This window comes from Paenibacillus sp. J22TS3, from assembly GCF_018403205.1.
Lineage (GTDB): Bacteria > Bacillota > Bacilli > Paenibacillales > Paenibacillaceae > Fontibacillus > Fontibacillus tuaregi.
Map to the genome: position 1 here is coordinate 325,453 of NZ_BOSF01000001.1, position 25,393 is coordinate 350,845.

Sequence of the window (25,393 nt, forward strand, 5' to 3'; positions counted from 1 at the left end):
ACTTTTTTGTTAGAATAACGAATTGATTGGTTAAATATGGGTAGACCCTAAATTTCTAAGAAGGAGATCAACATGACAAAGAAATGGATCACAGCAGTTATTCTAATTGGTTTATTAACAGCCTGCGGGAACAAAGCTGCGTCTGACACAAAGACAGGAGAAGCTGACAACAAACAGCCTGCCGTATCAACAGAAGCCAAGGCACCTTCTACAGATTCGGGAAGCACAAATGACAAACAAGGAACTTCTTCAGACAACAAGCAGGAAACTTCTTTCGAGAGCAAAACTCTTGAAAACGACCAGTTCGCGATTTCTTATCCAAAGGATTGGAGTACATACGACGAGAAGCAGCTGAACAGTCCCCTGATCAAAGCGGCCTTTTATGATCCGAAGCCTGAAGGAAAGTTTGCCAGCAACCTCAATGTAACCGTAACCCCTGGCGCATCTTATACAGCCAAAGATATTGCGGATAACGCAACCAAAGTGCTGCAGGAGAACGGGGAAGCAAATGGCATGAAGGATTACAAGGCTGTAGATTTCACCGAAGTGGATCACAACGGCTTCAAAGCTGCCCTCTCCACAGCGAGCTATTCGAACCCGCAATCTTCCACAGACGTTATGCTCACCCAATTAATTGTTCCAGCCAAAGAGAACACATATGTGGTCAGCTACTCAACCCCTAAGAAGGACTATGATAAAGACAAGGATACCCTGATCAAATCCATTATGGATTCCTTCAAAGTCAAAGAGTAAACAAACCAGAGGACAGCCACCAGATGGAGGCTGTCCTCTTTCTTTCGTTAAAGAGCAGAAAAAAGTCATCCCATCAAGGGATGACTATGTGAAGGTTATTTATTTCAAAGTTTTGTAAAGACGGTATCCTGCGCATTCAAATCCGAGCCGCTCATAGAACGGTCTGGCGTCAGGACGGTAATGGTTATCATCCCCGGTGGACAGGAACAGCTCCTGGCTGCCCTTGCGTTTTCCCCAGGCTTCCACTTCTTGAATCAGAGTGGTTCCAATCCCCTTGCCTCTGTGATTCTCATCCACAACAAGTGCGGTAATCCGTGTAACTGGCTGTTTCATTTCATGGGTCTTCAATTGCTTAAGACTGATGGTGCCTACAATCTTGCCATCAAGTTCTGCAACAAAATTCCGATAATTCGGATGATTCTCCAGTGCGGTAAGTCTCTCTTCCATTACACTCACTGTAGTAGGGTAGCGAAGCTGTCTCATTAAAGCCGTGATTTCCTTCGCATCGTGATGTGAACATTTGCGGATTAAGAGTGCCGGAGCACACACCTGATTACTCATTTTCAGCCCATTCCACCTTTAATAGACTTGCCGCTTTTTTGGCTTGGATACGTGCATTGTCCACATCTTCATCTGCACTTAGCGCCACCGCCATCCGTCGCCCCGGCTTGCTGAGCGGCTTACCGAAAATTCTAACTTGTGTACGGGGGATTTCCAGTGCTTCATGAAGACCATTAATGATGAACCCTTCTCCCTCAGCTTCCGCTTTGAGTGTCGCGGAGGCACCAGGCGTCAGCACGTGCACACTAGGCACCGGGAATCCCAGAATAGCCCTAACATGCAGGGCGAACTCAGACAGATCCTGGGTCACCATCGTTACCATTCCCGTGTCATGCGGACGCGGGGATACTTCACTGAACAAGACCCCTTCACTTGTCAGGAACAGCTCCACACCGAATAACCCATATCCACCCAGTGCATCGGTGATCCGGCGGGCGATATCCTGAGCCTCCAGCAGTGCCTTCTCCCCCATGGGATGGGGCTGCCATGATTCAATATAATCGCCATCCTTCTGAATATGACCAATAGGTGGACAAAAGATCGTTCCGGATACGGAACGAACCGTTAACAGTGTAATTTCACTGTCAAATTGAACGAAGGATTCCACAATAACTGCGGCTCCTTTGGCTCGGGCACCTTCCAGTGCCGCATTCCAGCTGGCTTCCGCGTCTTCAGGAGTCCGGCATACCGTCTGGCCTTTCCCCGAGGAGCTCATTAACGGCTTGACCACACACGGCGTTCCGAGTTCCTTAACCGCTTCTTTTAAGCTGTGCAGACTGTCCGCGAACCGGTAAGCCGCTGTTGGAATACCCAGTTCTTCCGCTGCAAGACGGCGTATGCCTTCACGGTCCATCGTCAGCCTGGCTGCCCTGGCCGTCGGCACCACATGGTACCCTTCCTCTTCCAGCTCCAATAGCGCTGCTGTGGCAATCGCTTCGATCTCTGGAACAATAAGATCGGGTTTCTTGTCATAAATTAAACTTTTAAGTGCATTCGCATCCAGCATATCAATGACATGTGACTCATGGGCCACCTGCATGGCAGGCGCGTGTTCATAGCGGTCCACCGCAATGGTTCTGACCCCGAGTCTTTGGGCTTCTATGATGACTTCCTTACCCAGCTCTCCGCTGCCCAACAGCATCATCGTTCTGGCACGCTCAGAAAAAGGAGCACCCCACATTCCTCAGAAATCCCCCTTATGAATATGGAACGGACTGTCCTAGGTCCTCCCACGCAGATAAGTGTTTCTTCTTATCTATTTTCCGGGTTTCTTGTCTAGAATGCAAGAGTGCTCTAAGAAAAAAATCTTGGATATCCGACACAAAGTTACAAAAATCTGAATTGTGCTTCGATTAATCCACTGTATATTCCCTTCTTCTCCAAAAGTTGGTCATGGGTTCCTTCCTCTTTGATTTCCCCATGATCCAGTACCACAATATGATCGGCATGTCTGATTGTAGAAAGACGGTGAGCCACAATAAAGGACGTTCTGCCTTTCAGAAGCACCTTCAGTGCCTCCTGAATCTTAAGCTCAGTCTCTGTGTCAATACTCGCCGTAGCCTCATCAAGAATGAGAATACGCGGGTCGGCCAGAAGCGCCCGGGCAAAGCTCAGCAGCTGACGCTGCCCCATGGACAGCGCACTCCCGCGCTCCTCCACCTCGGTGTCATAACCACCCGGCAGCTGGGATATGAACTCATGGGCGTCCACCGCTCTGGCGGCCGCCTCCACTTCCTCATCCGTAGCGTCCAGGCGCCCGAACCGGATGTTGTCCCGGATCGTTCCTGAGAAGATGAACGTATCCTGGAGCACAATCCCGATCTGGCTGCGCAGACTCTGAAGTGTGACATCCCGAATATCATAACCGTCGATCGTGATCCGGCCCTGAGTTATATCATAGAACCGGCTGACCAGGTTGATAATCGTGCTCTTCCCTGACCCCGTATGACCCACCAGGGCCACGGACTGACCTGCCTTGACCGAAAGGTCTATCCCCTTCAGGGCAGCTCTTCCTTTCTCATACTCAAACACCACATGATCAAACCGGATATCCCCGCGGATGACCGGAAGCGGCTTAGCCCCTTCCTTGTCGGCGATCGAAGGCTTCTCATCAATAAACTCAAAAATTCTCTCGGAGGAAGCCATGGCCACAAGCAGCTGATTATACATTTGCCCCAAGCGGTTGATCGGGTCCCAGAAGTTGCCTACATAGTTGCTGAACGCGACCAGCAGACCAATCGTAATTTCACCCGATTGAATGAGATAGGCTCCGAGCCAGAACAGGATGAAGCTGCCGATTCCGCCTGTGATCTCGATCAGGGGACCGAACATTTGGTTCATGGCGGAAGCTTTGTCCCAGGATTTCTTGCTGTCATAATTCATGGCGTCGAAGAAACGCATATTCTCCTGCTCTTGGGTATAAGCCTGGGTTACCCGGATACCTTGAATAGATTCATTTAAGTGTGAGTTGATTCTAGAGTTCTTCGTCCGCACAACCTGCCAAGCAATACGGATGGTCTGGCGCAATTTGGTTGAAATGAAGAACATGATCGGCACAGTTACCATAACCGCGAGCCCCAGCTTCCAATTGACCAGAAGCAGGATGACAACAATACCTACAAGCTGGACGCAGTCGATCATGAGGTTTACAACCCCATTTGTGAACAGATCCTGTAGGGAATTGACATCGTTTGTCACCCGGACCAGAACAGAGCCCGCCGGTCTCTTATCATAGAAATTAAAAGACAGCTTCTGAATATGCCGGAATAAATCCGATCTTAAATCATAGATCACACGTTGGCCGATGATGTTCGTATACTTGATCCGGTAAGCGCTCGCTCCCCATTGGATAAGATATAAGAGGATAACAGAACCAGTGATGATATAAAGAAGACTGAGACTGCTCTCCTTCACAATCGCTTTATCGATCGCCAGACTTGTTAAATAAGGAACAGTCAGTTTCGTAATGGTGCCCAGAATCATCATGAGGATAATCAGCGGCAGGAGCTGTCTGGCATACGGTTTCATATAAGAGAACAGACGCCGGAACTGCTTCCAGTCAAAGGCCTTGTCGATCGCATCATCGTCTTTGTAGATAAATCTCTCGTTCAGCTCGATTCTCTTCTTCAAGCCCGGATCCTGCTTCCCGGTTGTCTCGGTCTGTGTACTCATGCCTGATTCACCTCATCTTCCCCTTCGGACTGCCTGGACAGAAAGTCTGCATATTGGATTCGGAATACGTCCCGATATGGCCCTTCCACATGAATTAGCTCGTTGTGGGTCCCCTGCTGCACGACCCGTCCTTGATCCATAACCAGGATCAGATCCGCATGCCTCAGCGAGGATATTCGGTGGGCAATAATAAAAGTTGTTCTCCCCCGCATAACTTCCTGGAATCCGGTCTGAATCTCATGCTCAGTTTCCATATCCACCGCACTTGTAGCGTCATCCAGAATGAGGATCTTCGGATTGGTTAAGAGGGCGCGGGCAATTGCGATCCGCTGCTTTTGGCCCCCGGAGAGCCCCATACCGCGTTCACCTACCACTGTGTCGTAACCGTCTGCGAGTTCCATAATGAAATCATGGGCCTTCGCCAGCTTGGCAGCCCGGATGATCTCCTCCATAGATACATCCTTAATGCCGTAGGCAATATTGTTGCGGATGGAAGATGAGAATAAGAACGTCTCCTGGAACACAGTGGAGATTTGACTCCGAAGCTGCTGGATTTGAATTTTCCTAATATCCGTCCCATCCAGCAGAATACGTCCTTCATTGACGTCATAGGCACGCATCAGCAGCTGGATAATTGTTGATTTACCCGAACCTGTCCCCCCCAGGAAGCCAATCACCGAGCCGGGCTTTGCTTCAAAATTGATGTCTGCCACGGCAGGCATCTTATTCCCGTATGCGAAAGTCACATGATCAAACACCACGTGCCCTTTAATGTTCTCTGGCGCAAGCTGAATCGTATCCGGAGCGTCCTTCACATCTATAGGCTGGTTGAGAATCTCCAGCACACGCTCCCCGGAAGCCTTGGATTGGGTATAGTTATTGATATGAAAGCCTAGACCCCAAAGCGGTCCGATAATGAACCAAATCAAGCCGAAGAAAGCAACTAACTCCCCAAGTGACAGGGATTTATGTATGACGAGTGAACCCCCAAATCCCAGCAGTATAGCAACGCTTACAGAGGCCAGCAGCTCCATAACAGGAAAATATCTGCTCCATAGCAAGGCGGCGAAGATCTGATTAGACTTGTAACGTTCATTTCGCTCAGAGAATTTCTCCACCTCGTGTGGCTCTCTGGCAAAAGATTTGACGGTTCTAACCCCGGTAATGTTCTCCTGAACCGAAGTGGTCAAGGAACTTAAAGCCAGACGCATCTCCTGAAACGCCGGGTGAATCTTGGTTTCAAATTTCCATGCTACAGCCACAAGCAGAGGCATGGTAATCAGAGTAAGCAGGGTAAGCTGCCAGTTAATAGAAAGCATCATTACGGCTCCGAAGCTGACCATAAAGAAAAGGTTCAGCAGCTGGGCAAAGCCAAAACCGATAAACAGTCTGATGGCTTCCAGGTCCCCGGTCAGCCGCGACATCAAATCCCCGGTTTTGGCCGTATCGTAATACCGGAAGGATAGGAACTGCAGTTTCTCGTAGCAGGCATTACGCAGGCGGTATGCCAAATAATTGCCCAGTCTGCCACCAAAGTAACCGCTTAAAAATTGCAGGAATGCTTTCACCACGATAACTGAAAGCGCTATTAAAGCAAGATACGGCGCTTGCTCATACTTCCCCGGTCCAATCACATCGTCAATCAACCTTCGAAGCAAATTAGGGTACACCAGCCCCAGGGCTGTGGCCGCTGCCAGACATAGAATCGAGAGAATTAACAAGTAGTTCTTCTCCCGATAATAGACGTGCAATTGCCTGAGAACGTTCATAAGTCTCCTCCTCGCTGCCAACCGTCATATTATGGAACATTTATGAAGTTTACCATCCTAACTTTAAGGCAGCAAAGAGGAAAATTGTTCATTTAATAGGGTATTTCAGAGCGGATCAGACTTAGGTGACACTAATCCGGTATCGCCTTCCAAATCCTCCTGAATGCTCAGGATATCTGCCGAAGCTGCTGTTCACTTTCGGCCAGCCTTTTGCCCAGGGCGATTAAGGTGTCTGTCTCGTCTCCAGAAGCTTGAATTCCGCGTAATTCTTCTTCCCACTCCACCCATAATTGTTCAAAGTGATCCGCTATTTCCTCAAGCCCGCGGACCGCCTCATTACAATAGTATGAAGATAAGGTTTCCTGAATTCGGTCTGCCACTTCTTTTACCATCTCATCGAGTGGCGCGGCCAGGGCTTCCCGGAGAGCCTCCCTGCCGCTGCCTTCAAAGAAATGCTTCGGATTCTTGAAATAAGACCAATAATCCTTCCAGTTAAGCTGGCCAGTCAGCAGCCCTTCCCCTATTTCCGGCGTGGCCCATCCCGAAAATTCCTTTACAAATAAGGACGGCCTTGGTTCGCTGCCCGACTCGTGTTCAAGCCATTTGCCGGCCTCCCGGCTGATCAGGGCATCAACTTTCTTCTCCAGCCGCAGGGAAGTGGCAAGAAGCTCGCGCTCCAATTCACCGGATAATCCAGACATCCAATCATGCAGCGATACGGCAAATTTCTTCTTCATATCGCCCCCATCCTCCTGAAGCAGGGATGGATGGAAGAATTCACGGTACAGATCTATAGAGGCAAGACGCACCCGCTGGCGGACGTGAAATACAAGCTCACCGGTCTCCTGAATAATTTCTGGACTGAGATCCGTACCCCGAAGACGGACGAGTGACTCTTGATAGCTACCACGCTCCTGCTCCAGTCGCTGGATCAGCTGCTCCCGTTCGGTCCCGGATTGAGACAGGGCGGTAATGCGCTGCTGTACCCGAAGCAGACTCTGGTGAAGCTCATCGGCTGCCGATGCAGCAGCCAGGCCGCTGAGATCATGCCCTATGAAGGAATCAAAGACCGAAGCAAATTCCGCGAATCCAGAGGCCGACAGGGAAGATTCATCTCCCGTCAACTTCGCTTCCAGGGCGTTCAAGCTGGATACCGGATAAATCTGCGGACGTTCTATGCCCGCGGTTCTGAGGCTGGAATCCACGTGGGCAACAACCTCATGCAGCTCTTCCGAAGATGAAGCCAGATCGGCTGCGTTCACGATGAAGAACATTTTATCAAGCGCAAAGCTGCCTTTAACCCGGCCAAGCTGGGCTAGAAACTGTTTATCGGCGCGGGAGAACGCATGGTTGTAATACGTGACATAAAGAAGGGCATCTGAATTTTTCATATATTGAAAGGTGACACCTGTATGGCGGGCATGAATTGAGTCCGCACCCGGTGTATCCACGAGTACAATTCCCTGTTCAGTAAGTGGACAGCTGTAGTATAAATCGATCCCGGCCACGAAGCAGGCCCGATTCTCTTCGGCCACAAAGGCGGAGAATTCGGCCATGTCCACCGTGAGACTCTCACCGAGGTGGCCCGAATTCTCCTCCCAGCCAAGAGCGGCCGCTTGCAGGAAGCTGTAATGGGACCGTCCAGAGGCTGGAATATCCTTAGCTTTCAGCTTCCGCACAGTGTCCAGCCAGTTATGCTCCTGCCAGGACCCAAGCTGAAGCACGCCGAAGGAATAGGCCAGATCCTCGCGCATGGCCTCCGGGCTCTTCAGCTTCACCACAGCTGTGCCGTGGGCGAAGCCGTCCTCCGGCGCGAGAATGCGGTTGATCGCCGCGGTGGTCGGATGCGGCGATACCGGCAGTACGCGCTGCCCGAGCAGGGCATTCGCGAAGGAGGACTTGCCCGCGCTGAACGCCCCGAACAGCGCGACCGTGAACCTGCCGCGGCGCAGCTCCGCCGCCCGCGTGCTCAGCGCCCGCATGCCCGCCTCGAACGCGGGATGCGGCGCAAGCGCACCGGCCGCGTCCTCAAGCAGCGCGGCCGCTTCATCCAGCCGCCGCCGGATCGGCGCGGCGGCGGACACGGGCGCAGCTGCCGCCTGTAGCCCGGCGGCTGCGGGCGCCTCAGGCGCCGCCTGCATTTGCGGCGGCGCAGCGGGCACGCTCACCTCCGGCAGCACGCCGGGGGTGAGCGATGCAGGCGCGCCCAGCAGCGCCTGCACCTGGGCCGCGCGCTCTGCCGCGGCGCGTTCCAGGGCGCGCAGCCGGCCGGCCAGCGATGCGCGTACCGTGGCGTGTTCGCGGCGCGCAGCCAGGCTCTGCCGCACGGCCTCCTGCTGCGGCGCCAGCTCGGCCAGCAGCTCGGCCGCGATGCCCATGGCCGCGCGGCGATAGGCCGTGGTGACGGCCGCTTTCACGTCTGCGGCATAGTTCAGCGTCGACTCGCCGGAAATGGTCGCACCAGCCTTGACCGGTCCGGAGATCCACTGGATATCCGACTTTGGAAGCTCGTCACTCAGCCGCTGCTCCCAAGCTGCCGACCACAGCTCATGAGCCTGGCCAAGCTTGCGGATCAGATCTCTGACATGCCAGTCGACCTGAGCGTTTACCTGATCTTTTAATTTATGAAACAGCTCGTCCTGACGCCGCTGCTTTTCCGCCTCCGTCTTGCCTCCAGCGAACAGGAACCCCATCTTGAAGCCAGGAGCACGGCTCTCCAAATACAGCTGCGCCGCTTCCCGGATGGGCGGGGTCATCAGCTGGGCGCTGCCAAGCAGCTTGTCCAGCTCCGCGGCGAAGCCGCTCTGGAGTCTTGAAGGCAGCATCTCATTCTCTTCCGCTTCCCGTTGAAGTGCAAGAATTTCGTCCTCCACCCGCTGGACCGCTTCCTCGCCCCCAAGCTGTTCGAGCAGTTCATTCCGCTCTGTCTCCTCGGCATCTTTGAGCTGCTCCAGATGGCTTTCCGCCGTATGAAATGCGGAACAAGTCAAGCTGTAGTTCACCAGCTCCTCCCGGCGGGCGATCAGCTGGCCTATCACCTGCTTCAGCTCTTGCAGCATGCTGCGCGGATGATCCGGCTGCTTCAAGGACAAATAGAAGAACCCCGCAGGCTTCACCTGCCACACGTCAAAAGCCTGCTCAACAGAACGGCGGTACTTGTCAAAGCTCAGCTCCTGTTCCCGGTGCTTGTCAATTTGATTGACAACGAGATACAGCGGCTTGCCCCAATCCGATAGGCTTTTGGCAAAGCTCAGGTTCGTTTCGGACTGGACATGGTTATAATCCATAACATAGAACACCACGTCAGCCAGGTGAAGCGCCGATTCCGTGGCAAGCGCATGCCCCGCATCATTGGAGTCTACTCCAGGCGTGTCCAGCAGCACTCCATGATCCCCGAGCAGCGGGATATGATCCCAGACGGAAATCCGGGAGAAGTCCTGGCCGTTCCGGCAGTATATTTCAAGCTCATCCAGCGAGGCTTCAATCGGCACAGACGCTTGTTTGTCTTCACCTGCTACCGCGGCTTCCGGTGAATCCGATGCTTCCTGTACCTGCGGTTCATTGGCTGGGGTTAACAGGGCCCTCGGTGCCCCGCTGCGGATCATCACCACATTTGCACTGGTGGGAAGCGGACTCGCCGGCAGCACTTTTTTGCCGCATAAAGTATTAATCAGGCTGGATTTCCCTGCCGAGAAATGCCCGCAGAATGCGATGGTAATCTCGCCGGACAGGCGCTTTTGCTCAAGCTCATCCATATCCTGCGCGCCTTTCATGTCTCCGGCTTGCTTTAAATGCTCTTTCAACCTCTGCAGCATGGTCTGCAAAGGCTGCTTTGTATGAACTGAGAACGTTTCCATATTTGCTTCTCTCCCGAACTTGATTTTTCTATTGTTTTGTCTACTGTTAATGTGTCAGTTTGCAGTATAAATATGTTCATTTTAGCATTCAATCCGGCTGCGGGGAAACTTATTCGGGCAAAAAAATAAAACCAGAGTGATCCGGTTTTATTTTTATCTAAAACTATTAACCTGCGGTTACGGCTTCCGTCTCATCCGAAGGAATCAGAATTTCAAATACCTTGCCGTGCTGCAGGATTGTAATGCCTCTGTCTTTGTCTTTCATTACAACGACTTCAGGCTTCTTCGCCATGCGCTCCAGGTAGTGTTCAGGCACTTCCCCGGAATCGCTAATCGTTACTCCTTCAAGCTCACGCTCGTCATTCTCACCCAAATTAATCTCGATCACCTGTTCAAACATATCTGAGAATAACTCAAAATTGTCTGTGTAAACGGAAATACATCTCATGAAGTCTCATCCTCTACTATCAATATCATTTTTTGGTCTTGCTCTCTCTATCTTCTCTAAGCTGCGCAGTTTTCATACGCTTTTTGCCTTCCCGGCACACATCAAGCAGCGGACATACCTGGCATTTCGGGGACTGGGCCTTGCAGTGGTACCGGCCAAAGAAAATCAATCTATGATGTGTCAATGTCCATTCATCCCTTGGCACCTGTTTCATGAGCTTCTTCTCAACCTCTAAGACCGAATCCTTCCAACCAGCCAGTCCCAGCCGCTTGCTGACGCGCTCGACATGCGTGTCCACCGCAATTGCAGGAACACCGAAGGCATTGGAGACCACGACGTTGGCCGTTTTCCTCCCGACCCCTGGCAGCTGAACGAGCTTGTCATGCTCGGAGGGAACTTCGCCCCCATACTGTTCAATTAGAATTCGGCAGAGATTCTGAATATGCTTCGCCTTATTCCGGTACAGACCAATCCGACGGATATCCTGCTCCAGCTCCTCAAGCGGAACCGACACATAATCCATCGGCGTATGGTACTTCTGGAATAAATCCACCGTCACTTTATTGACGGTCGCATCTGTACATTGAGCTGACAGAAGAACCGCTATCGTAAGTTCAAAGGCGTTGCTGTGATGAAGTTCACAGTGTGCATCTGGAAACATGGCTCCGATACTGTCCAGTATATGGCGGACTGCAGCCGCGTTCATGTGCATTCCTCCCGGCAAAAAAAAGTCTTGATACGGGACTGAATCCCGTATCAAGACGGTCAATCTCAAGAAACTGACTTATTGTTTTTCAATCTCAACAAGCTTGTTATTGTTGAAATATAATACAATATTATCATTTTCTTTGAGGGATTGCACGGTTAATGTGGTGTCGCCTTGGTGAACATATGTGTCCAGGCTCACTTCAAACCGGTAATTGTTATCGTTAAAGTCGTGTTTTACTGTAATAACTTTGGATGAAGCATCGTAATAACTAAACGGACGAACAATGGAGTTCAGTACGGTAAACACGGTTTGACCTGTCTCATCCTTGCGAATTTCAACATGATCCGAGTTGGTCAGGGTATTTGCGTTTGTAGTCACCGAGCCATTGCGGATTACTTTGACACCGCCGCTTACCGGATAGGAAGTGTTCCCACCATTAAAGCTCTTGACCGTCACGGTTGAGCCATCCACGCTGAGAACCTTGCCGAGGTTCAGCTTAACCACTTGAACCGATACCACGTTTCTTCCATTAAACGTAACATTAATAACCTGCCCTGCGGTCAGCTCGGATGCCTTAATCGCCTGTCCGTTATCTCCCAGCAGAGTCGCCTTGTCCACATAGAATTCATCGGTAATACCTTTGGATTTCGCTCTCACCCGGCTGTTCGCTGTATCCACGGACACCACTTCGAATTGTACCGGAGTTTTGACGGCAAGCGTCTGCAGCACATCCTGATTCGCGCTTAGCTGGGCAACAACCGCATCTCCCGGCTTGATATCGGAAAGGGACGGCGATGCGATTCCATAAATTTCAAGCGGCAGGCTGCTTCCCGTATAATTCAGTGTCATGGTCTTGCCGCCGCTGAGCTGGATCGTCACGTTCTTGGCTGAAGTGTTAGCCGAGACATAAGTACCTTCGTATTTATAAATGATTTGGAGGGATAATGCCCGGTCTCCAATATGTGTGATACTGACTTTGCGATCCTTGGTCAACAGCGGCTCAATGCCGCTAAGTGTTGGCGATGCGGAATTGTAGTCCAGCTTGGTCTTCTCGTCCAAGGTGTACACATGCAGCTTCTTCGCCCCGTCAATAACCGTCAGCGCTTTATACTTGCTGTCATAAGACACTACTGTGGAATCCGTAAGCAGCTCGGACTGTCTTCCCAGCACTTGAATGCGTGTAACCTTCTCCTGGGCATCCAGCGTAATCTCAACCTGATCCCCGGCGTTCACATCCGCGATCAGATCATTCAGACCCGCATCGGTAATACCATCAATCAGGATGGAAGGTTTATCAGCCAACACCTTAACATCCAAGGCCCCGCTGGAATTTTTGAAGGTCAGCAGCTTGCTTCCCGCATTGACATCAACCAACATGCCTTTCACGGTACGTTCCACACTCTGCGTTACTTCAAGATTGGTAAGCACGCTGTTCTTGACGGTGTAATTTACTGCCACATTAGGCTTCAATTCACCCAGTGTGATGATCTGGCTTTGATAGCGAACCAGCGTGTTGTTATCGACTTTATACTGCTCCACACTGCCTGAAGCATCTTTTAGTGTCACCGTCTTCGCATTCTGATCAACGGATTGGATCGTTCCCGACGAAGTTTTATTCACCAGGCCCGACTTCACTTTAACAACCACAGTCTTCTTGTCGGGACTGAACGTCTCCTTCTGGATTTCGATGGTGCTGTCCGCTGTAATGGCCGTTGGTGCAATCACTTTCCCGTTCTGGTCAATAAACTGTGTAGCCGAGTCATATCCATAAGAAGCATACCCTGTCGGTGTGCTGACCCAAATGGTATTTCCCCCGGTTACTTTCGCAAACGTACCTTCGATGCTTTCAACCTGCTGCTTAGGATCAGTGACTTCCACATACGCTGCAGAGCCGACTTTATCAATCGCCATTACTTTCGTGAACGGCTTCAGATCACTCTTCGCAATCTTGGTTTCAGAATCGCTTGTGAAGAACACGCTCCGGTTATCCAGCGTAAAACTGCGCGTTTTGCCATCGATATACAGCGTCAATTTGGAATCGGTAAGTTCGGAGACGATCCCCTCATACACACCGGCATAACCCGGGTTAATGTACCCTTGTCCACGGCTGAAGAAGGTGGCGATTTGAGCGCGGGTTACCAGACCTAGCGGGTCGAATTTGTTGCCTTCCACCCCTTTGGTTAAGCCAAGATCCACGGCAACTGTAACAAAACCTCTAGCGCTGTTTGAGATTTTGGCGTTATCCGCAAATGTTGTGGATTTCGAGCCGGCTGCTTTGGCATCCGCTTCTTTGCCGAGCGAGCGCACAAGGATTTTGGCGATCCACTCCCGGGAAGCCTTCTTGGAGCCCCAAGACTCTTTAGCACCGGTTGCGGCTATTTCTTCTGTCTGGTCAATCAGCTTCTGCTGGAGGGCTAAAGCGACATAAGGCTTGAAATAATTGCCTACCTTCAGCTTGTCAGGAACGACTGGCACCGACGGAAGCTTGCTGTCCAGATTCATGAAGCGTAGAGCAAGGGTGACAGCTTCTTCCTGTGTGATGCTGTCATTGGGACGGAACTTTCCTTTTTCCCCTAGAATAATTCCTTCAGAGGCAAGCTTATAAATATGTTTCTCGGCCCAAAAGCCGCTCGCTACATCACTGAAAATGGAGGCTGTTCCAGCGGTCGTCTGACTCGATGTTGACGTTGTATTGGCCGCCGTAGTAGTTGTATTGGAATCCGCAAATGCGGCTGCTCCCCCGCTTAAGCACATTGCCGTAACCAGCATGGTGGAAACCGCCTTTTTAGATTGACGGATACGGCTTCTTTTGTAAGACATTGCATTCTCTCCTTTAACAAAAAATGGACTGCTGTATTCTCATTCGACATACAGCAGTCATATTCCTTTTCTTGCTAATTATTCTCTCGTCATAGGATGCGTCAGTTCGACATGGCCCATCAGCGTGTCGGCCTGTTGGCCATCCACGAGCAGTTCCAGGCTTTTTACCTCGTCAAATTGGAATGCCGTTTTCTTAAGCGCGTCAATGGCAAGTGATTCACCACCTGCACCCAGCCGTGCTTCATCCGGCAGATGGATATCCACTGTCAACTGTCCGTCTTTGAAGCTGACCGACTTGAACTCCACCTTTCCCCAGAGTGCGAAAAGCTTGCTGTCCCCGCTGCTTTGAAGAGACTTTACGGCAGCTTCATATTTATCCTTGGCTTCCGTGTAGGTGATTTCCTTCTGAACTTTCTTCAGCTCCAGCATTTGATCATCCGTGTAATAAGCCTCAATGGTTGTCTTCACGGATTTGGTCTCCGATTCATTTGTCCCTGTATTTCCGGTCTTACCGGAGCTTCCGGTATTCCCACTTCCATTCGAACCGGAATTTCCTTGAACCTGCTGCTGTCCATTGTTTCCCTCACTCGGCGTTTTGGACGCAGTCTGGTCACCACTTGATGTCGTTCCTTCGCTCCCTTGTGTATTGTTGACTCCACCCGCTGACTGAGGCTTCTGGCCACAGCCTGCGCTGATCCCCACAACTACAACAAGCAGCGTTATGATCCATAATTTCCGTTTCACGTCACTTCCTCCTTTCGGGAAACCTACTGTACTTTGAGATATTCTTTGATGCCTGCCACGATGCCTTCAGCCACCTTGTTCTGGAATTCTTCTGTATAGAGAAGGGCCTCATCATTCTTATTGCTGAGAAAGCCGCATTCTAGAAGAACCGCCGGCATCGTAGTTTCCCGTGTTACATGAAGGCTGGCGTATCTTACTTTACGATCAGTAAGCCCGGATGACTTAACAAGATATTTGTGCATGACTTTGGCAAGCTCCTGACTGGAATTTCTGGTGTAGTAAGTTTCCACACCACTAGCCGTAGCCGGACCGGAATTTGCATGGACAGAAATGAAAATATCCGCCTTCAGCTTCTCCGCTATCTTCACGCGGTCTGACAACGTAGGGTACGTATCTCCACTTCGCGTCAAGACCAGATCGATGTTCTTGTTGTTCTTTAGAAGCGCCTCAACCTTAAGCACCACGGCCAGATTGAAATCCTTCTCTTTCCGGTTCTTCACACTGATTGCTCCAGGGTCCGTTCCGCCATGTCCAGCGTCCAGAACCACAAGCTTCTTGCCGCTCGTTCCCGGTGGGGTTACCGGAGTCTCAGATGACCCCTTGTTCAAGTCCACGATAAGCAGACCGTCACCCGCATTAATTAATTCATAATTTTTAGCCTTATTCAGATCAAGCACAATGCGCACTGTCGAAGGATTATTGTTAAATAAGGAATAGCGCACTTTCGAAACATCCGGATACCCATCTACTTGGATAGACCCATTCTGAGTGCTGTCCAGCATGCCGTCAGGGAACGTATCGTCAAAACGCGCATTTGGCACGTCAATGACAATCCGGTCAGGATCAGCCATCTTGAACACACTCGGTTTCACCTTACCACTTAAGGCAACGATCAGCCGATTGTCGCTAAAGCTGATTCCCGTAATTGACGCGTTCCCGCCAGCTTGTCCGTTTCCAGACCCATTGTTTCCACTGCCTTCACTTGGGGTAATAAGATATACGGATTTGGTCTTGCTCACCCAGGTTACCTTTAAGCCCATCTGCTCACTGATAAAGCGAAGAGGAACCATGGTAGTATCACCTTTGAGATAAGGCGCTACAGGTACGGTAGTTTGAACCCCGTTTACTGTAGCCGCTTTCTTACCCACAACCAATTTGATCGTGGTATCCGCTTTCTGTATGGTTACCGTGCCAGTCTTATTCTCCCAGTTGACATTAAACCCCAGCTCCTCCATGACGACACGAATCGGAATCATTACACTTCCTTTTATTTCTTGAACCTGTCCATTCTTGGATAGACTCAATTCTTTCCCATCCAGATAGATATGCGTACCTGAATCAGCCGCACTTCCTATTCCGGGAAAAGCCCATAAAAAGAAAAATAAAACCGCAAAAAAACCTAATTTCTTCATCCTTCACCCCTACCATTGATGTATTTGTCCCTGGTGATTTCTACATAAAACCTAATCCTTCGACATCAGCCTGGACGCCTATTAGACGCGGCTCCCTATGAAAAGTTGCGAATTTATGCCAACTTTTCTGCCAAAATTTCCAGCTGGAACCCTCTTGTTCTTTATCGTCAATTCCTCGAAATAATTTAGATTTTTATTGATATGGCAGCTTTTCTAAAAGCTTCATCCCTTCCTTCGAAACAGCAAGGCGCTGTATTTACTGGATTGTATTACCAAAAAAAGAGAACCCGCTAACACGGATTCTCTCTTTACATACCTCAGTCTGCTGATCGGGTCATAGGATGTTCCAACTCCTCGTGTCCCATCAGGGTATCAACCTTGCTGCCGTCAACAAGAAGCTCTATTGTCTTGACTTCGTTAAATTGGAAAAAGGTTTTCTTCAGCGCATCAATCGCTAATACCTCTCCTCCAGCCCCCAGCCTTGCCTCACCCGGCAATTCGATATCAATGGTCAGCTCCCCATTGTTCAGGCCCACAGACTTGAGCTTAACTTTCTGCCATAACGCAAATAGCTTGTCATCGCCGCTATTCTGGAGGGATTTAAATGCTTCTTCATATTTCTCCTGATCATTCTTATAAGCGATTTCCTTCTGTTTCTCCTTCAAATCCATCATGTCATTGTCCGTATAATAAGTCCGGATGGACAGCTTTTGTTTATTATCCTGCGGGTCCTTCTTAGGCGGTTCGGTCTGCTCTTGCTGACCAGCTCCATTTGCTGTATTAGCCGGCTCTTTGCTATCCTGTCCGGTCTGAACTGTGTCCCCACCGCTTCCCTGTGGAGCAGCCGGGGCAGTCTCAGGCTTCTGCCCGCAGCCCACGCTCAGCACAGCCAGCACAAGAAGCACACCGGCAATCCATAACCCTCTCTTCATCCTGGCTTCCCCCTCTTGAATCGAAGTTTACTGCAATCCGAGGTATTCTTTGATCCCTGCCACGATACCTTCCGCCACACGCTCTTGAAAGTCGTCATCATACATAAGGGACTCATCATTTAGATTGCTTAGATAACCAACCTCCAACAGCACCGCAGGCATTTTGGTCTCTCTTGTAACCTGAAGGCTCTTCTGACGGACCTTACGGTCAGGGAGGCCGGCTGCCTCTACAAGATGCTTATGCATCACATTAGCCAGCTCAATGCTGTCTGTCCGGGTGTAGTAGGTCTCTGACCCGGTTACGGAAGGTCCTGCACTGTTCCCGTGCACCGAGATGAAGATATCCGCGTTCAAACTATTTGCCATCTTTACCCGGTCACTCAGGGTCGGGTAAGTATCGTCACTGCGTGTAAGCATGAAGTCAAGGCCGTCCACATTTTTAAGCAGCTCTTGGACTTTAAGCACTACAGCTAAGGTAAAGGTCTTCTCCACTTTGCCGGAAGCGCTCGAGGCACCCGGGTCTTTGCCCCCGTGACCCGCATCGATAACGACAAGCTTCTTACCATTGTCACCCGGAGGAGTTACCGGAACCGACGATGAATCGGAATTCAGGTCCACAATAACCAAACCATCCCCGTCGTTCACCAAATTATAGTTCTTACTGGTGCTCAGGTCCAAGACAAGACGTATTGTTGGTGGTTTGTTGCTGAACTGCGAGTACCGTACCTGCTTCACATCCAGGGAATCGGTCAATTTCATAACTCCCTGTCCAGAGCTGTCCAAAGGTTGATCCAGCAGAAACGCATCAGAGAACTTGATATTAGGCATATCCACTACAATCCGGTCTGGACCTGTCAGCTTGCTTATCTTAGGCTTCACCTTACCGTCAACCGAGATCACCAGGCGGTTGTCACTGTAACTGATCCCGTTTAAAGCAGCCAGCGAGTCTGTATTAGAGCTGTCCATCCCTCCTGATGAGCCCCCCGAATTCCCTTGGTTGGAACCGCCGCCGGAGGATGAGCCGGAGCCGCTGCTGCCCGGTTTAGGTACTTCAACAGATGACCCGCTATCCTTGCCTGAATTGCTGCCACTGTTCACACTTCCACTTCCGCTGCCGCTCTGGGTTTCAGACGTAGTGAGGAACACCGTTCTCGACTTATTATCCCACAGCACCTTCAGACCGGTCTGTTCTGAGACAAATCTTAATGGAACATATGTAGTATCCCCTTTGGTGATAGGGGCTGCCGGCATGGTGATCTTCGTTCCATTCATCAGGGCCGTTTTCTTGTTTACGGTCAGATCCAGCCTAGTCGTGCCCTGCTGGATATTCACCTTGCCCGACTTATCCCAATTTACGGTGTAGCCCAGTTCTTCCACAACTACCCGTATCGGAATCAGCACACTTCCCTTAATCTCCAGCACCTGGCTGCCCTTAGCCAGCTGAAGCTCTTTTCCATCCAGCATAATATGAGTACCACCGGACTCTGCGTGCCCCTGCCCAGGCAGCGACAGTAAGAAAAAGAGTAAAAAAGCAATAAATCCCAGTTTCTTCATAATCACCCTACCATCCCATTTTTCAAATTGTTTGCATAGACGACCGACCGGCTGAGCGAGGACAACGAGGGTTAACACTATACGACATTAAAGACGCCACGTTCTCTTAAATGTTGCGAATTACTCCCATTTTATCAGGAAAAAATTTCATTTAATAGAGGGTTTAGAGATACAGATTTGTAATCTATTAAATTATTTTTGGACAAAAGCTCGTCCAGCTTGTTGTTGAAACTTGACCAGGACACGGCAAAAGGCCCTGCCAAGATCATCCTGACAGAGCCTTTGTAATCATGTACCTTGCTTATATACCGGGTAAATTAAGCAAACAGACGTGCGCTGTTCTTTTGCTCATAGGCTGAGATTTCATCCTCGTGCTTCAAGGTCAGGCCGATATCATCCAGTCCTTGCAGAAGGAACTGACGACGGTGCTCATCCAGATCAAAGTTAATAACCAGGCCGTAATCGTCAGTAAGAGTCTTGTTCTCCAAATCCACATGCAGCTTATAACCTTCATGAGCCGCTGTCCGCTGGAATAAATCCTCCACCTGTTCTTCGGAAAGCACAATAGGCAGAATCCCGTTCTTAAAGCAGTTATTATAAAAGATATCTGCGAAGGAAGGCGCGATGACACAGCGGAAGCCGTAGTCAAGGATAGCCCACGGCGCATGCTCACGGGAAGAGCCGCAGCCGAAGTTCACACGGGAAATCAGTACAGAAGCTCCCTCGTAACGTGGTTTGTTGAGCTCGAATCCTGGGTTCACGTTCCCCTGCTCATCAAAACGCCATTCAAAGAATAGAAACTGTCCGAACCCTGTGCGCTCAATGCGCTTAAGAAATTGTTTAGGAATAATAGCATCGGTGTCAACGTTGACCCGGTCCACCGGTCCAACGATACCGGATAATTTAGTGAATGCTTCCATGAATTTTGTCTCCCCTCTATTGGATTGTCTGTCTTAGCTGACAACCTCAGTCTTGAAATTCCAATCGCGCACATCCACGAAACGCCCTTTTACCGCAGCGGCCGCAGCCATCGCCGGGGATACGAGATGTGTACGTCCGCCGCGTCCTTGGCGCCCTTCAAAGTTCCGGTTGGAGGTCGATGCACAGCGCTGCCCTGGCTGAAGAACGTCCGGGTTCATCGCCAGACACATGCTGCAGCCTGCTTCGCGCCATTCAAAGCCCGCTTCAGTGAAGATTTTGTCCAGACCTTCCTTCTCCGCCTGGATTTTCACACGTCCTGAGCCTGGAACCACAATAGCCGTTACACGGTCAGATACTTTATGCCCTTTGGCCACCGCAGCTGCGGCACGAAGATCCTCGATCCGGCCGTTTGTGCAGGAGCCGATGAAGACATAATCGATTTCAATTTCGGACATTGGCGTTCCCGGGGTTAGTCCCATATACTCAAGCGCCTTCTCAGCCGCTTTGCGTTCATTCTCGGTTGCGAAATCAGCAGGGTTAGGCACCTGCGCACTGATGTTCGTTCCCATGCCTGGGCTGGTTCCCCAGGTTACTTGTGGAATAAGAGAATCCACATCGAACTCAACCACGCGGTCATACTGGGCGCCCTCATCAGAAGCAAGCTCTTTCCAGCGGGCTACCGCTTCGTCAAAAGCTTCACCTTGCGGCACATACTGGCGTCCGCGAAGATATTCAAATGTAGTTTCATCCGGTGCGATCAGTCCTGCTCTCGCTCCGCCTTCAATCGACATGTTGCAGACCGTCATCCGTTCTTCCATGGACAGCTCGCGAATCGCTTCACCGGTGTACTCAATAACATAACCTGTAGCAAAATCCGTACCGTATTTGGCAATTACGCCGAGAATAAGGTCCTTCGCCGTTACACCCGGATTACGCTTGCCGACAAAACGCACTTCAAGTGTCTTAGCCTTGGCCTGCTGCAGACATTGGGTTGCCAATACGTGCTCAACTTCGCTTGTTCCGATACCAAAAGCGAGTGCACCAAACGCACCATGTGTGGAAGTATGACTGTCACCGCAGACAATCGTCTTGCCCGGGTGGGTCAGACCAAGCTCTGGCCCCATAACGTGGACAACCCCTTGATCGATGGTATCCAGATCAAACAGAGTTACGCCGAAGTCGCGGCAGTTCTGAGACAAGGTATCAATCTGCTGTTTGGAGATTGGGTCGGTAATATTGTAACGGTCTTTGGTTGGAACGTTATGATCCATCGTCGCAAACGTCAGCTCTGGACGGCGTACCTTGCGTCCGCTTAGACGAAGGCCTTCGAAGGCCTGCGGAGAAGTTACTTCATGCACAAGATGAAGATCAATATATAGGATGCTAGGCTTTCCCTCTTCCTGATGAATAACATGATTATCCCAAATTTTCTCATACATAGTTCTCTTCTGACTCATCATAATCACCTCTAATTAGCGAATGTCGCGATCTTTGTGACAAAGGGCCTGGTGTTTAGGAGTGGCTCTTCGTTCGTTGCATTTACTATAGCACTCCATAGAGTATTATCGGAAATACATAAATACAATGAGTTTGATAGGTATGACCTATAACTTGGAGTTTTATAACGAATGAACCTTGCCTTTACGGGCCCCTAACCAGAATTTATTATAAAAAAAGACCACTCTGGCGCTATACCAAAGCAGTCTCTTCCCCTTTAACCTTAGATTATAAAACAAAGTCACTTTCCCTCTTTAACCCTGAGGTTTGTTCCGGCTGAACTCCTCTTGAACAGCCGCAAGCACATCAGCCTCCTGGATCAGCCGTAAACCTGCCAGTGCAAGAGCCTTGGCTCCAATCAGGAGCGCTTCATCTCCTTGACTTGAAGCGGCAGCTTCACGGAATTCGGGAGTGTGTGCGATCAGTTCTTCAGGACCGATTTTGATATAAGCATGGCTCGTCGGAACCACGTGGCTCACATTGCCCGCATCTGTTGAACCTATGCCAGAGCCCTTCTTCGGGGCAACCTCCTCACCCAATACGGCAAGTTCCTTGCCTACAACCTCATCAAGCGGCCGATTAAGGATAAAATCTTTGACCTCATTCTGAAAACGCTCAATCTTCACCGTGCTCCCCGTTGCCAAAGCCGCTGCTTCCGCAATGTTGCGGACCTTCTCAGACACCGCCTCCGTATTCGCCCAGGTGCTTGCCCGGATAAAGAATCGGGCAGAAGCATATTCCGGGATAATATTGGGAGCATCTCCGCCATGGGTAATGATGCCATGAATACGAACCTCAGAAGGCAGCTGCTGACGTAAAGCATTGATGCCCGTAAAGAGTTGAATTACAGCATCAAGGGCATTAACCCCCTGCTCCGGTGCGCCCGAGGCATGTGCTGCTTTCCCATAGAAATGAAAATCCAGAGGGTCTACTGCCAAGGTTGGCGAGGTCAGAGAGGTTGTGCCGGAAGGATGAATCATCAGCGCGGCATCGATTCCCTCGAACAAGCCGTGTTTGACAAAGCTGCCTTTGGCGCTTCCGTTCGGTCCACCTTCTTCAGCCGGAGTGCCGAATACATACACTTCCCCGCCAGTCTCTTCGATGACTTGAGCCAGCCCAACCGCCGCAGCGGTGCTCAGCGTGCCGATGATATTGTGCCCACAAGCGTGGCCAAGCCCCGGAAGGGCGTCGTACTCAGCCAAATAAGCGATATTCGGACCAGGTTTGGAGGAGGCTCTGCGGGCCACAAACCCAGTCTCATGATCGGCCACATTCCGTGTCACTTCAAAGCCGGCTTTCTCCAATATGTTAGTTAAAGCACTGGATGCAAAGATCTCCTGGTTGCCAATCTCGGGGTTAGCATGAATCTGGTGGCTTGTTTCAATATATAGAGCTCGGTGATCATCAATATTTTGCAAAATTTTCTTCTTAAGGGTCTCCACAATCGCTCCCATGTATATTCCTCCCTGATCTTTATAAGAATTAGTCTCGGAAAATTGTTATTTTCCAGCTCTCTTTCCGTCCTCCACCAGCTTGTTTAAGGTGGCCTGTAGTTCTTCGGCGGATAGATCCACCACCACATTGGCCCCTTTAGAATCTTTCTTAACCTCATCTTCCACATCAGCCTCATGATAGAGATCAACAATAGTTTTGAAGGTGGCATTATCTTTGTCCTTCGCTTGTGCCGCGAACACATTAATATACGGCTTCGATTGCTCGCTCTTAGGATCGTCTTGGAAAATAGCGCCATCCAGCTTCAATCCTGCGTCCGTCGCCACGCCACTGTTGATTACAGATGCTGCCACATCATCCAGTACCCGCGGAGTCTGCTGAGCAGTTACAGGAACGATCTCAATCTTTTTCGGATTGCTCTCAATCTGTTCGGGGGTTACGAACAATCCCACATCCTTGGGCAGGGTAATCAGTCCGGCCGCTTGAAGCACTTTCAAGGCCCGCCCTTGATTGGAAGGATCATCCGGAATCGCAATTTTCGCCCCGTCCGGTATTTCCGGCACATTTGCGTATTTTTTGGAATAAAGGGCCATTGGAGCAATGACCGTTGCGCCAACTGGAACGATATCCTGGTTGTTCTCGGCATTAAACTTGCTGAGGAACGCCAGATGCTGGAACGCGTTCAGATCCACCTCGCCATTAGCCAGGGCCTGATTGGGCAGAATATAATCCGAGAAAGAGATCAACTCAATTTCGATGTTCTTCTCCTTCGCTTTCTTCTTCAGGGTCTGCCAGAATGGATCCTCCGAACCGGACACTCCGATCTTGACATGAATCGTATTCTTGGCTTGAACAGCACTTGAACTATTAGCCGAACTGCAGGCGGACAGAATAAACAACATCACAACTACAACCAAACTTAACTGAAATCTTTTCTTCATATTAAGTTCCTCTCCCCAATCCCATTTCTATGAATAGTTAAACCGGATCTTAGCGGCGCAAGAACTTGCGGGACAGATAGTTCCCCGCATACTGTGCGGCCTGTACAAGAACAATCAGGATAATGATTGTGACAACCATAACCGAAGTATTAAAACGCTGATATCCGTAGGTCATAGCCAGCGAGCCCAAGCCGCCACCGCCTACCATGCCGGCCACCGCTGAGAAATCAATAAGTGCAATGGAGATAAAAGTGAGCCCCAGGATTAGCGGACCTAACGACTCCCGGATCAGCACCCCAAATATAATTTGAAGAGGTGAGGCTCCTAGTGCCTTCGCAGCTTCAATCATCCCTGGATCAATCGAGACCAGGTTGTTCTCTACCACTCTGCCAATAGCAAAAGCGGCAATGATCGTCATGGGGAAAATGGCCGCCCATGTACCAATGGTTGACCCTATTACAAACCGGGTCAGCGGACTTATCGTAACCAGAAAAATAATAAACGGCACCGGCCGGACCACATTAATAACAAAATTAAGCAGGACAAACAGTATCCTATTCTCGTACAGACTCCCCTTCCTGGTCAGGAACAATAGTAGTCCCAAAGCCAATCCTAGTATGGAAGCAAATATCAAGGTGACAGCCACCATTAATACCGTTTCGCCTAGAGCATCCACCACTTTTGGCCAAAACGCGCCCCAATCAATGGTCACTTCCATCCACCTCCAGAGCTTCCACAACTGATCTTAGTTCCTCTACCACCTGATGGATCTTAGAGTCCTCGCCAATGAACTCAACGATGAGGCTTCCAAATAATGACCCTTGCAGCTCATTAATGCTGCCGTACACAATGTTGAAATCCAAATCGTACTTACGGGATATTCTGGACAGCACAGGCTCACTTGTAATGCCATCTTTGAAAATCAGCCGATACAACCTGCCCGGATGCTTCTGTCTGACTTTCTCCAGCAGAGATGATGGCAGCTGGTCCTGGATTACAGAACGAATAAAGTTCTTGGTGGTCGCCTCTTGGGGATTGGCGAATATATCAAAGATCGGGCCTTCCTCAATGACTCTACCCCTCTCCATAACCGCCACCCTGTGGCAAATGCTGCGGATGACATTCATCTCGTGGGTGATCAAAAGAATCGTAATGCCGTACTCTTCATTCACTTTTTTCAGAAGCTTCAGAATTTCCCCCGTTGTCTCGGGGTCCAGAGCTGAAGTCGCCTCATCACAGATCAGGATATCCGGTGAGGTAGCCAGCGCTCTGGCAATGCCTACCCTCTGCTTCTGACCTCCTGACAGCTGTTCGGGATAGTACTCCGCCTTGTCCTCAAGTCCAACGAAACGAAGCAGCTCTTTGACCCTCGCGTCCACCTGCTCCTTCGGCGTCTTGGCCAGCTTGAGCGGATACGCAAGATTGCCATAGACCGTGCGTGAATTGAAGAGGTTAAAAGTCTGAAATACCATACCAATCCGCCTTCTCATATCCTGCAGCTCTTTAGGCGAGACCGTTGTTATGTCCCGGTTATGTACAATAATTCTGCCGCTTGTAGGGCGTTCCAGCAGATTCACCAGTCTGAGCAGAGTGCTTTTCCCTGCCCCGCTAAAACCAATAACGCCAAAGATCTCGCCCTGTCCTACCGATAAAGATACATTCTCAACCGCATAAAACGGTTTACGGTTTAACGTAAACACCTTGCTGACTTCTTCAAATTGGATCAAATAATCGTTCCCCCTTATGGTGCAAATTAAACTAATCAGGTAAATATACTTGGTATTTAAGTTACACATTAGGTCACATTCACCTTGAAGTCAATTCATAGGAAAATAGATATTTTCTATTAAAT

19 protein-coding genes are annotated in these 25,393 nt (G+C 50.1%); 1 reads left to right on the forward strand and 18 read right to left on the reverse strand.

Translation table 11 applies throughout. From position 1 onward, the window contains the following. The first annotated feature begins 72 nt into the window (after positions 1-72). Positions 73-753, forward strand: a complete 681-nt coding sequence (locus KJS63_RS01475) for a PsbP-related protein (RefSeq protein WP_213617653.1) — start codon at positions 73-75, stop codon at positions 751-753. A 99-nt stretch (positions 754-852) separates the two neighbouring features. On the opposite strand, the gene KJS63_RS01480 is transcribed toward KJS63_RS01475, so the two are convergent. From KJS63_RS01480 to KJS63_RS01565, 18 genes are all read right to left on the reverse strand, one after another. Beyond that, positions 853-1,314, reverse strand: coding sequence for a GNAT family N-acetyltransferase (locus tag KJS63_RS01480; RefSeq protein ID WP_082926872.1), 462 nt, complete (start codon positions 1,312-1,314; stop codon positions 853-855). After that, positions 1,307-2,494 (reverse strand): formate-dependent phosphoribosylglycinamide formyltransferase, encoded by a 1,188-nt coding sequence (gene purT, locus KJS63_RS01485; RefSeq protein WP_213617654.1) that lies wholly within the window; start codon positions 2,492-2,494, stop codon positions 1,307-1,309. The genes KJS63_RS01480 and purT overlap by 8 nt, the downstream gene beginning before the upstream one ends. A gap of 146 nt (positions 2,495-2,640) precedes the next feature. Then, the gene (locus KJS63_RS01490) at positions 2,641-4,485 is read right to left on the reverse strand and encodes an ABC transporter ATP-binding protein (protein WP_213617657.1); all 1,845 of its coding nucleotides are present in this window, start codon (positions 4,483-4,485) and stop codon (positions 2,641-2,643) included. Continuing rightward, positions 4,482-6,254, reverse strand: coding sequence for an ABC transporter ATP-binding protein (locus tag KJS63_RS01495; RefSeq protein ID WP_213617658.1), 1,773 nt, complete (start codon positions 6,252-6,254; stop codon positions 4,482-4,484). Before KJS63_RS01495 ends, KJS63_RS01490 begins: the two co-directional genes overlap by 4 nt. A gap of 167 nt (positions 6,255-6,421) precedes the next feature. Further along, the gene (locus KJS63_RS01500; RefSeq protein ID WP_213617659.1) at positions 6,422-10,111 is read right to left on the reverse strand and encodes a dynamin family protein; all 3,690 of its coding nucleotides are present in this window, start codon (positions 10,109-10,111) and stop codon (positions 6,422-6,424) included. A 166-nt stretch (positions 10,112-10,277) separates the two neighbouring features. Further along, a complete protein-coding gene (locus KJS63_RS01505) occupies positions 10,278-10,559 on the reverse strand; it encodes an NAD/NADP transhydrogenase alpha subunit (protein ID WP_213617661.1) in 282 nt (93 codons plus the stop codon). A gap of 25 nt (positions 10,560-10,584) precedes the next feature. Continuing rightward, the gene (gene nth / locus KJS63_RS01510; protein WP_068617243.1) at positions 10,585-11,265 is read right to left on the reverse strand and encodes an endonuclease III; all 681 of its coding nucleotides are present in this window, start codon (positions 11,263-11,265) and stop codon (positions 10,585-10,587) included. A 78-nt stretch (positions 11,266-11,343) separates the two neighbouring features. After that, a complete protein-coding gene (locus tag KJS63_RS01515) occupies positions 11,344-14,088 on the reverse strand; it encodes an S-layer homology domain-containing protein (protein WP_213617662.1) in 2,745 nt (914 codons plus the stop codon). A 78-nt stretch (positions 14,089-14,166) separates the two neighbouring features. Further along, positions 14,167-14,832 (reverse strand): GerMN domain-containing protein, encoded by a 666-nt coding sequence (locus tag KJS63_RS01520; protein WP_213617663.1) that lies wholly within the window; start codon positions 14,830-14,832, stop codon positions 14,167-14,169. Positions 14,833-14,855: 23 nt separating this feature from the next. Then, positions 14,856-16,244, reverse strand: coding sequence for an N-acetylmuramoyl-L-alanine amidase family protein (locus tag KJS63_RS01525; RefSeq protein WP_213617664.1), 1,389 nt, complete (start codon positions 16,242-16,244; stop codon positions 14,856-14,858). A gap of 317 nt (positions 16,245-16,561) precedes the next feature. Then, positions 16,562-17,176 carry a GerMN domain-containing protein gene (locus KJS63_RS01530; protein WP_213617665.1) on the reverse strand — a complete coding sequence of 205 codons (615 nt, stop codon included), beginning with the start codon at positions 17,174-17,176 and terminating at the stop codon, positions 16,562-16,564. Between the two features lie 27 nt (positions 17,177-17,203). Further along, complete coding sequence (locus KJS63_RS01535) at positions 17,204-18,730, reverse strand: N-acetylmuramoyl-L-alanine amidase family protein (RefSeq protein WP_213617667.1); 1,527 nt, start codon at positions 18,728-18,730, stop codon at positions 17,204-17,206. 317 nt (positions 18,731-19,047) lie between these two features. Then, positions 19,048-19,650 (reverse strand): 3-isopropylmalate dehydratase small subunit, encoded by a 603-nt coding sequence (gene leuD, locus KJS63_RS01540; RefSeq protein WP_213617668.1) that lies wholly within the window; start codon positions 19,648-19,650, stop codon positions 19,048-19,050. A 33-nt stretch (positions 19,651-19,683) separates the two neighbouring features. After that, complete coding sequence (gene leuC, locus KJS63_RS01545; protein WP_068617233.1) at positions 19,684-21,108, reverse strand: 3-isopropylmalate dehydratase large subunit; 1,425 nt, start codon at positions 21,106-21,108, stop codon at positions 19,684-19,686. 294 nt (positions 21,109-21,402) lie between these two features. Next, the gene (locus KJS63_RS01550) at positions 21,403-22,602 is read right to left on the reverse strand and encodes a M20 family metallopeptidase (RefSeq protein WP_213617669.1); all 1,200 of its coding nucleotides are present in this window, start codon (positions 22,600-22,602) and stop codon (positions 21,403-21,405) included. A gap of 45 nt (positions 22,603-22,647) precedes the next feature. Further along, a complete protein-coding gene (locus tag KJS63_RS01555) occupies positions 22,648-23,541 on the reverse strand; it encodes a MetQ/NlpA family ABC transporter substrate-binding protein (protein WP_213617670.1) in 894 nt (297 codons plus the stop codon). Positions 23,542-23,590: 49 nt separating this feature from the next. Next, on the reverse strand, positions 23,591-24,259 hold the full coding sequence (locus tag KJS63_RS01560) for a methionine ABC transporter permease (RefSeq protein ID WP_374706237.1): 669 nt from the start codon (positions 24,257-24,259) through the stop codon (positions 23,591-23,593). After that, positions 24,243-25,268 (reverse strand): methionine ABC transporter ATP-binding protein, encoded by a 1,026-nt coding sequence (locus KJS63_RS01565; RefSeq protein WP_213617672.1) that lies wholly within the window; start codon positions 25,266-25,268, stop codon positions 24,243-24,245. The genes KJS63_RS01560 and KJS63_RS01565 overlap by 17 nt, the downstream gene beginning before the upstream one ends. Positions 25,269-25,393: the final 125 nt, after the last annotated feature.

Coding starts and splice junctions, on each gene's coding strand:
- KJS63_RS01475 (WP_213617653.1), top strand. CDS start 73: ATGACAAAGAAATGGATCACAGCAGTTATTCTAATTGGTTTATTAACA.
- KJS63_RS01480 (WP_082926872.1), bottom strand. CDS start 1,314: ATGAGTAATCAGGTGTGTGCTCCGGCACTCTTAATCCGCAAATGTTCA.
- purT (WP_213617654.1), bottom strand. CDS start 2,494: ATGTGGGGTGCTCCTTTTTCTGAGCGTGCCAGAACGATGATGCTGTTG.
- KJS63_RS01490 (WP_213617657.1), bottom strand. CDS start 4,485: ATGAGTACACAGACCGAGACAACCGGGAAGCAGGATCCGGGCTTGAAG.
- KJS63_RS01495 (WP_213617658.1), bottom strand. CDS start 6,254: ATGAACGTTCTCAGGCAATTGCACGTCTATTATCGGGAGAAGAACTAC.
- KJS63_RS01500 (WP_213617659.1), bottom strand. CDS start 10,111: ATGGAAACGTTCTCAGTTCATACAAAGCAGCCTTTGCAGACCATGCTG.
- KJS63_RS01505 (WP_213617661.1), bottom strand. CDS start 10,559: ATGAGATGTATTTCCGTTTACACAGACAATTTTGAGTTATTCTCAGAT.
- nth (WP_068617243.1), bottom strand. CDS start 11,265: ATGAACGCGGCTGCAGTCCGCCATATACTGGACAGTATCGGAGCCATG.
- KJS63_RS01515 (WP_213617662.1), bottom strand. CDS start 14,088: ATGTCTTACAAAAGAAGCCGTATCCGTCAATCTAAAAAGGCGGTTTCC.
- KJS63_RS01525 (WP_213617664.1), bottom strand. CDS start 16,244: ATGAAGAAATTAGGTTTTTTTGCGGTTTTATTTTTCTTTTTATGGGCT.
- KJS63_RS01530 (WP_213617665.1), bottom strand. CDS start 17,176: ATGAAGAGAGGGTTATGGATTGCCGGTGTGCTTCTTGTGCTGGCTGTG.
- KJS63_RS01535 (WP_213617667.1), bottom strand. CDS start 18,730: ATGAAGAAACTGGGATTTATTGCTTTTTTACTCTTTTTCTTACTGTCG.
- leuD (WP_213617668.1), bottom strand. CDS start 19,650: ATGGAAGCATTCACTAAATTATCCGGTATCGTTGGACCGGTGGACCGG.
- leuC (WP_068617233.1), bottom strand. CDS start 21,108: ATGAGTCAGAAGAGAACTATGTATGAGAAAATTTGGGATAATCATGTT.
- KJS63_RS01550 (WP_213617669.1), bottom strand. CDS start 22,602: ATGGGAGCGATTGTGGAGACCCTTAAGAAGAAAATTTTGCAAAATATT.
- KJS63_RS01555 (WP_213617670.1), bottom strand. CDS start 23,541: ATGAAGAAAAGATTTCAGTTAAGTTTGGTTGTAGTTGTGATGTTGTTT.
- KJS63_RS01560 (WP_374706237.1), bottom strand. CDS start 24,259: ATGGAAGTGACCATTGATTGGGGCGCGTTTTGGCCAAAAGTGGTGGAT.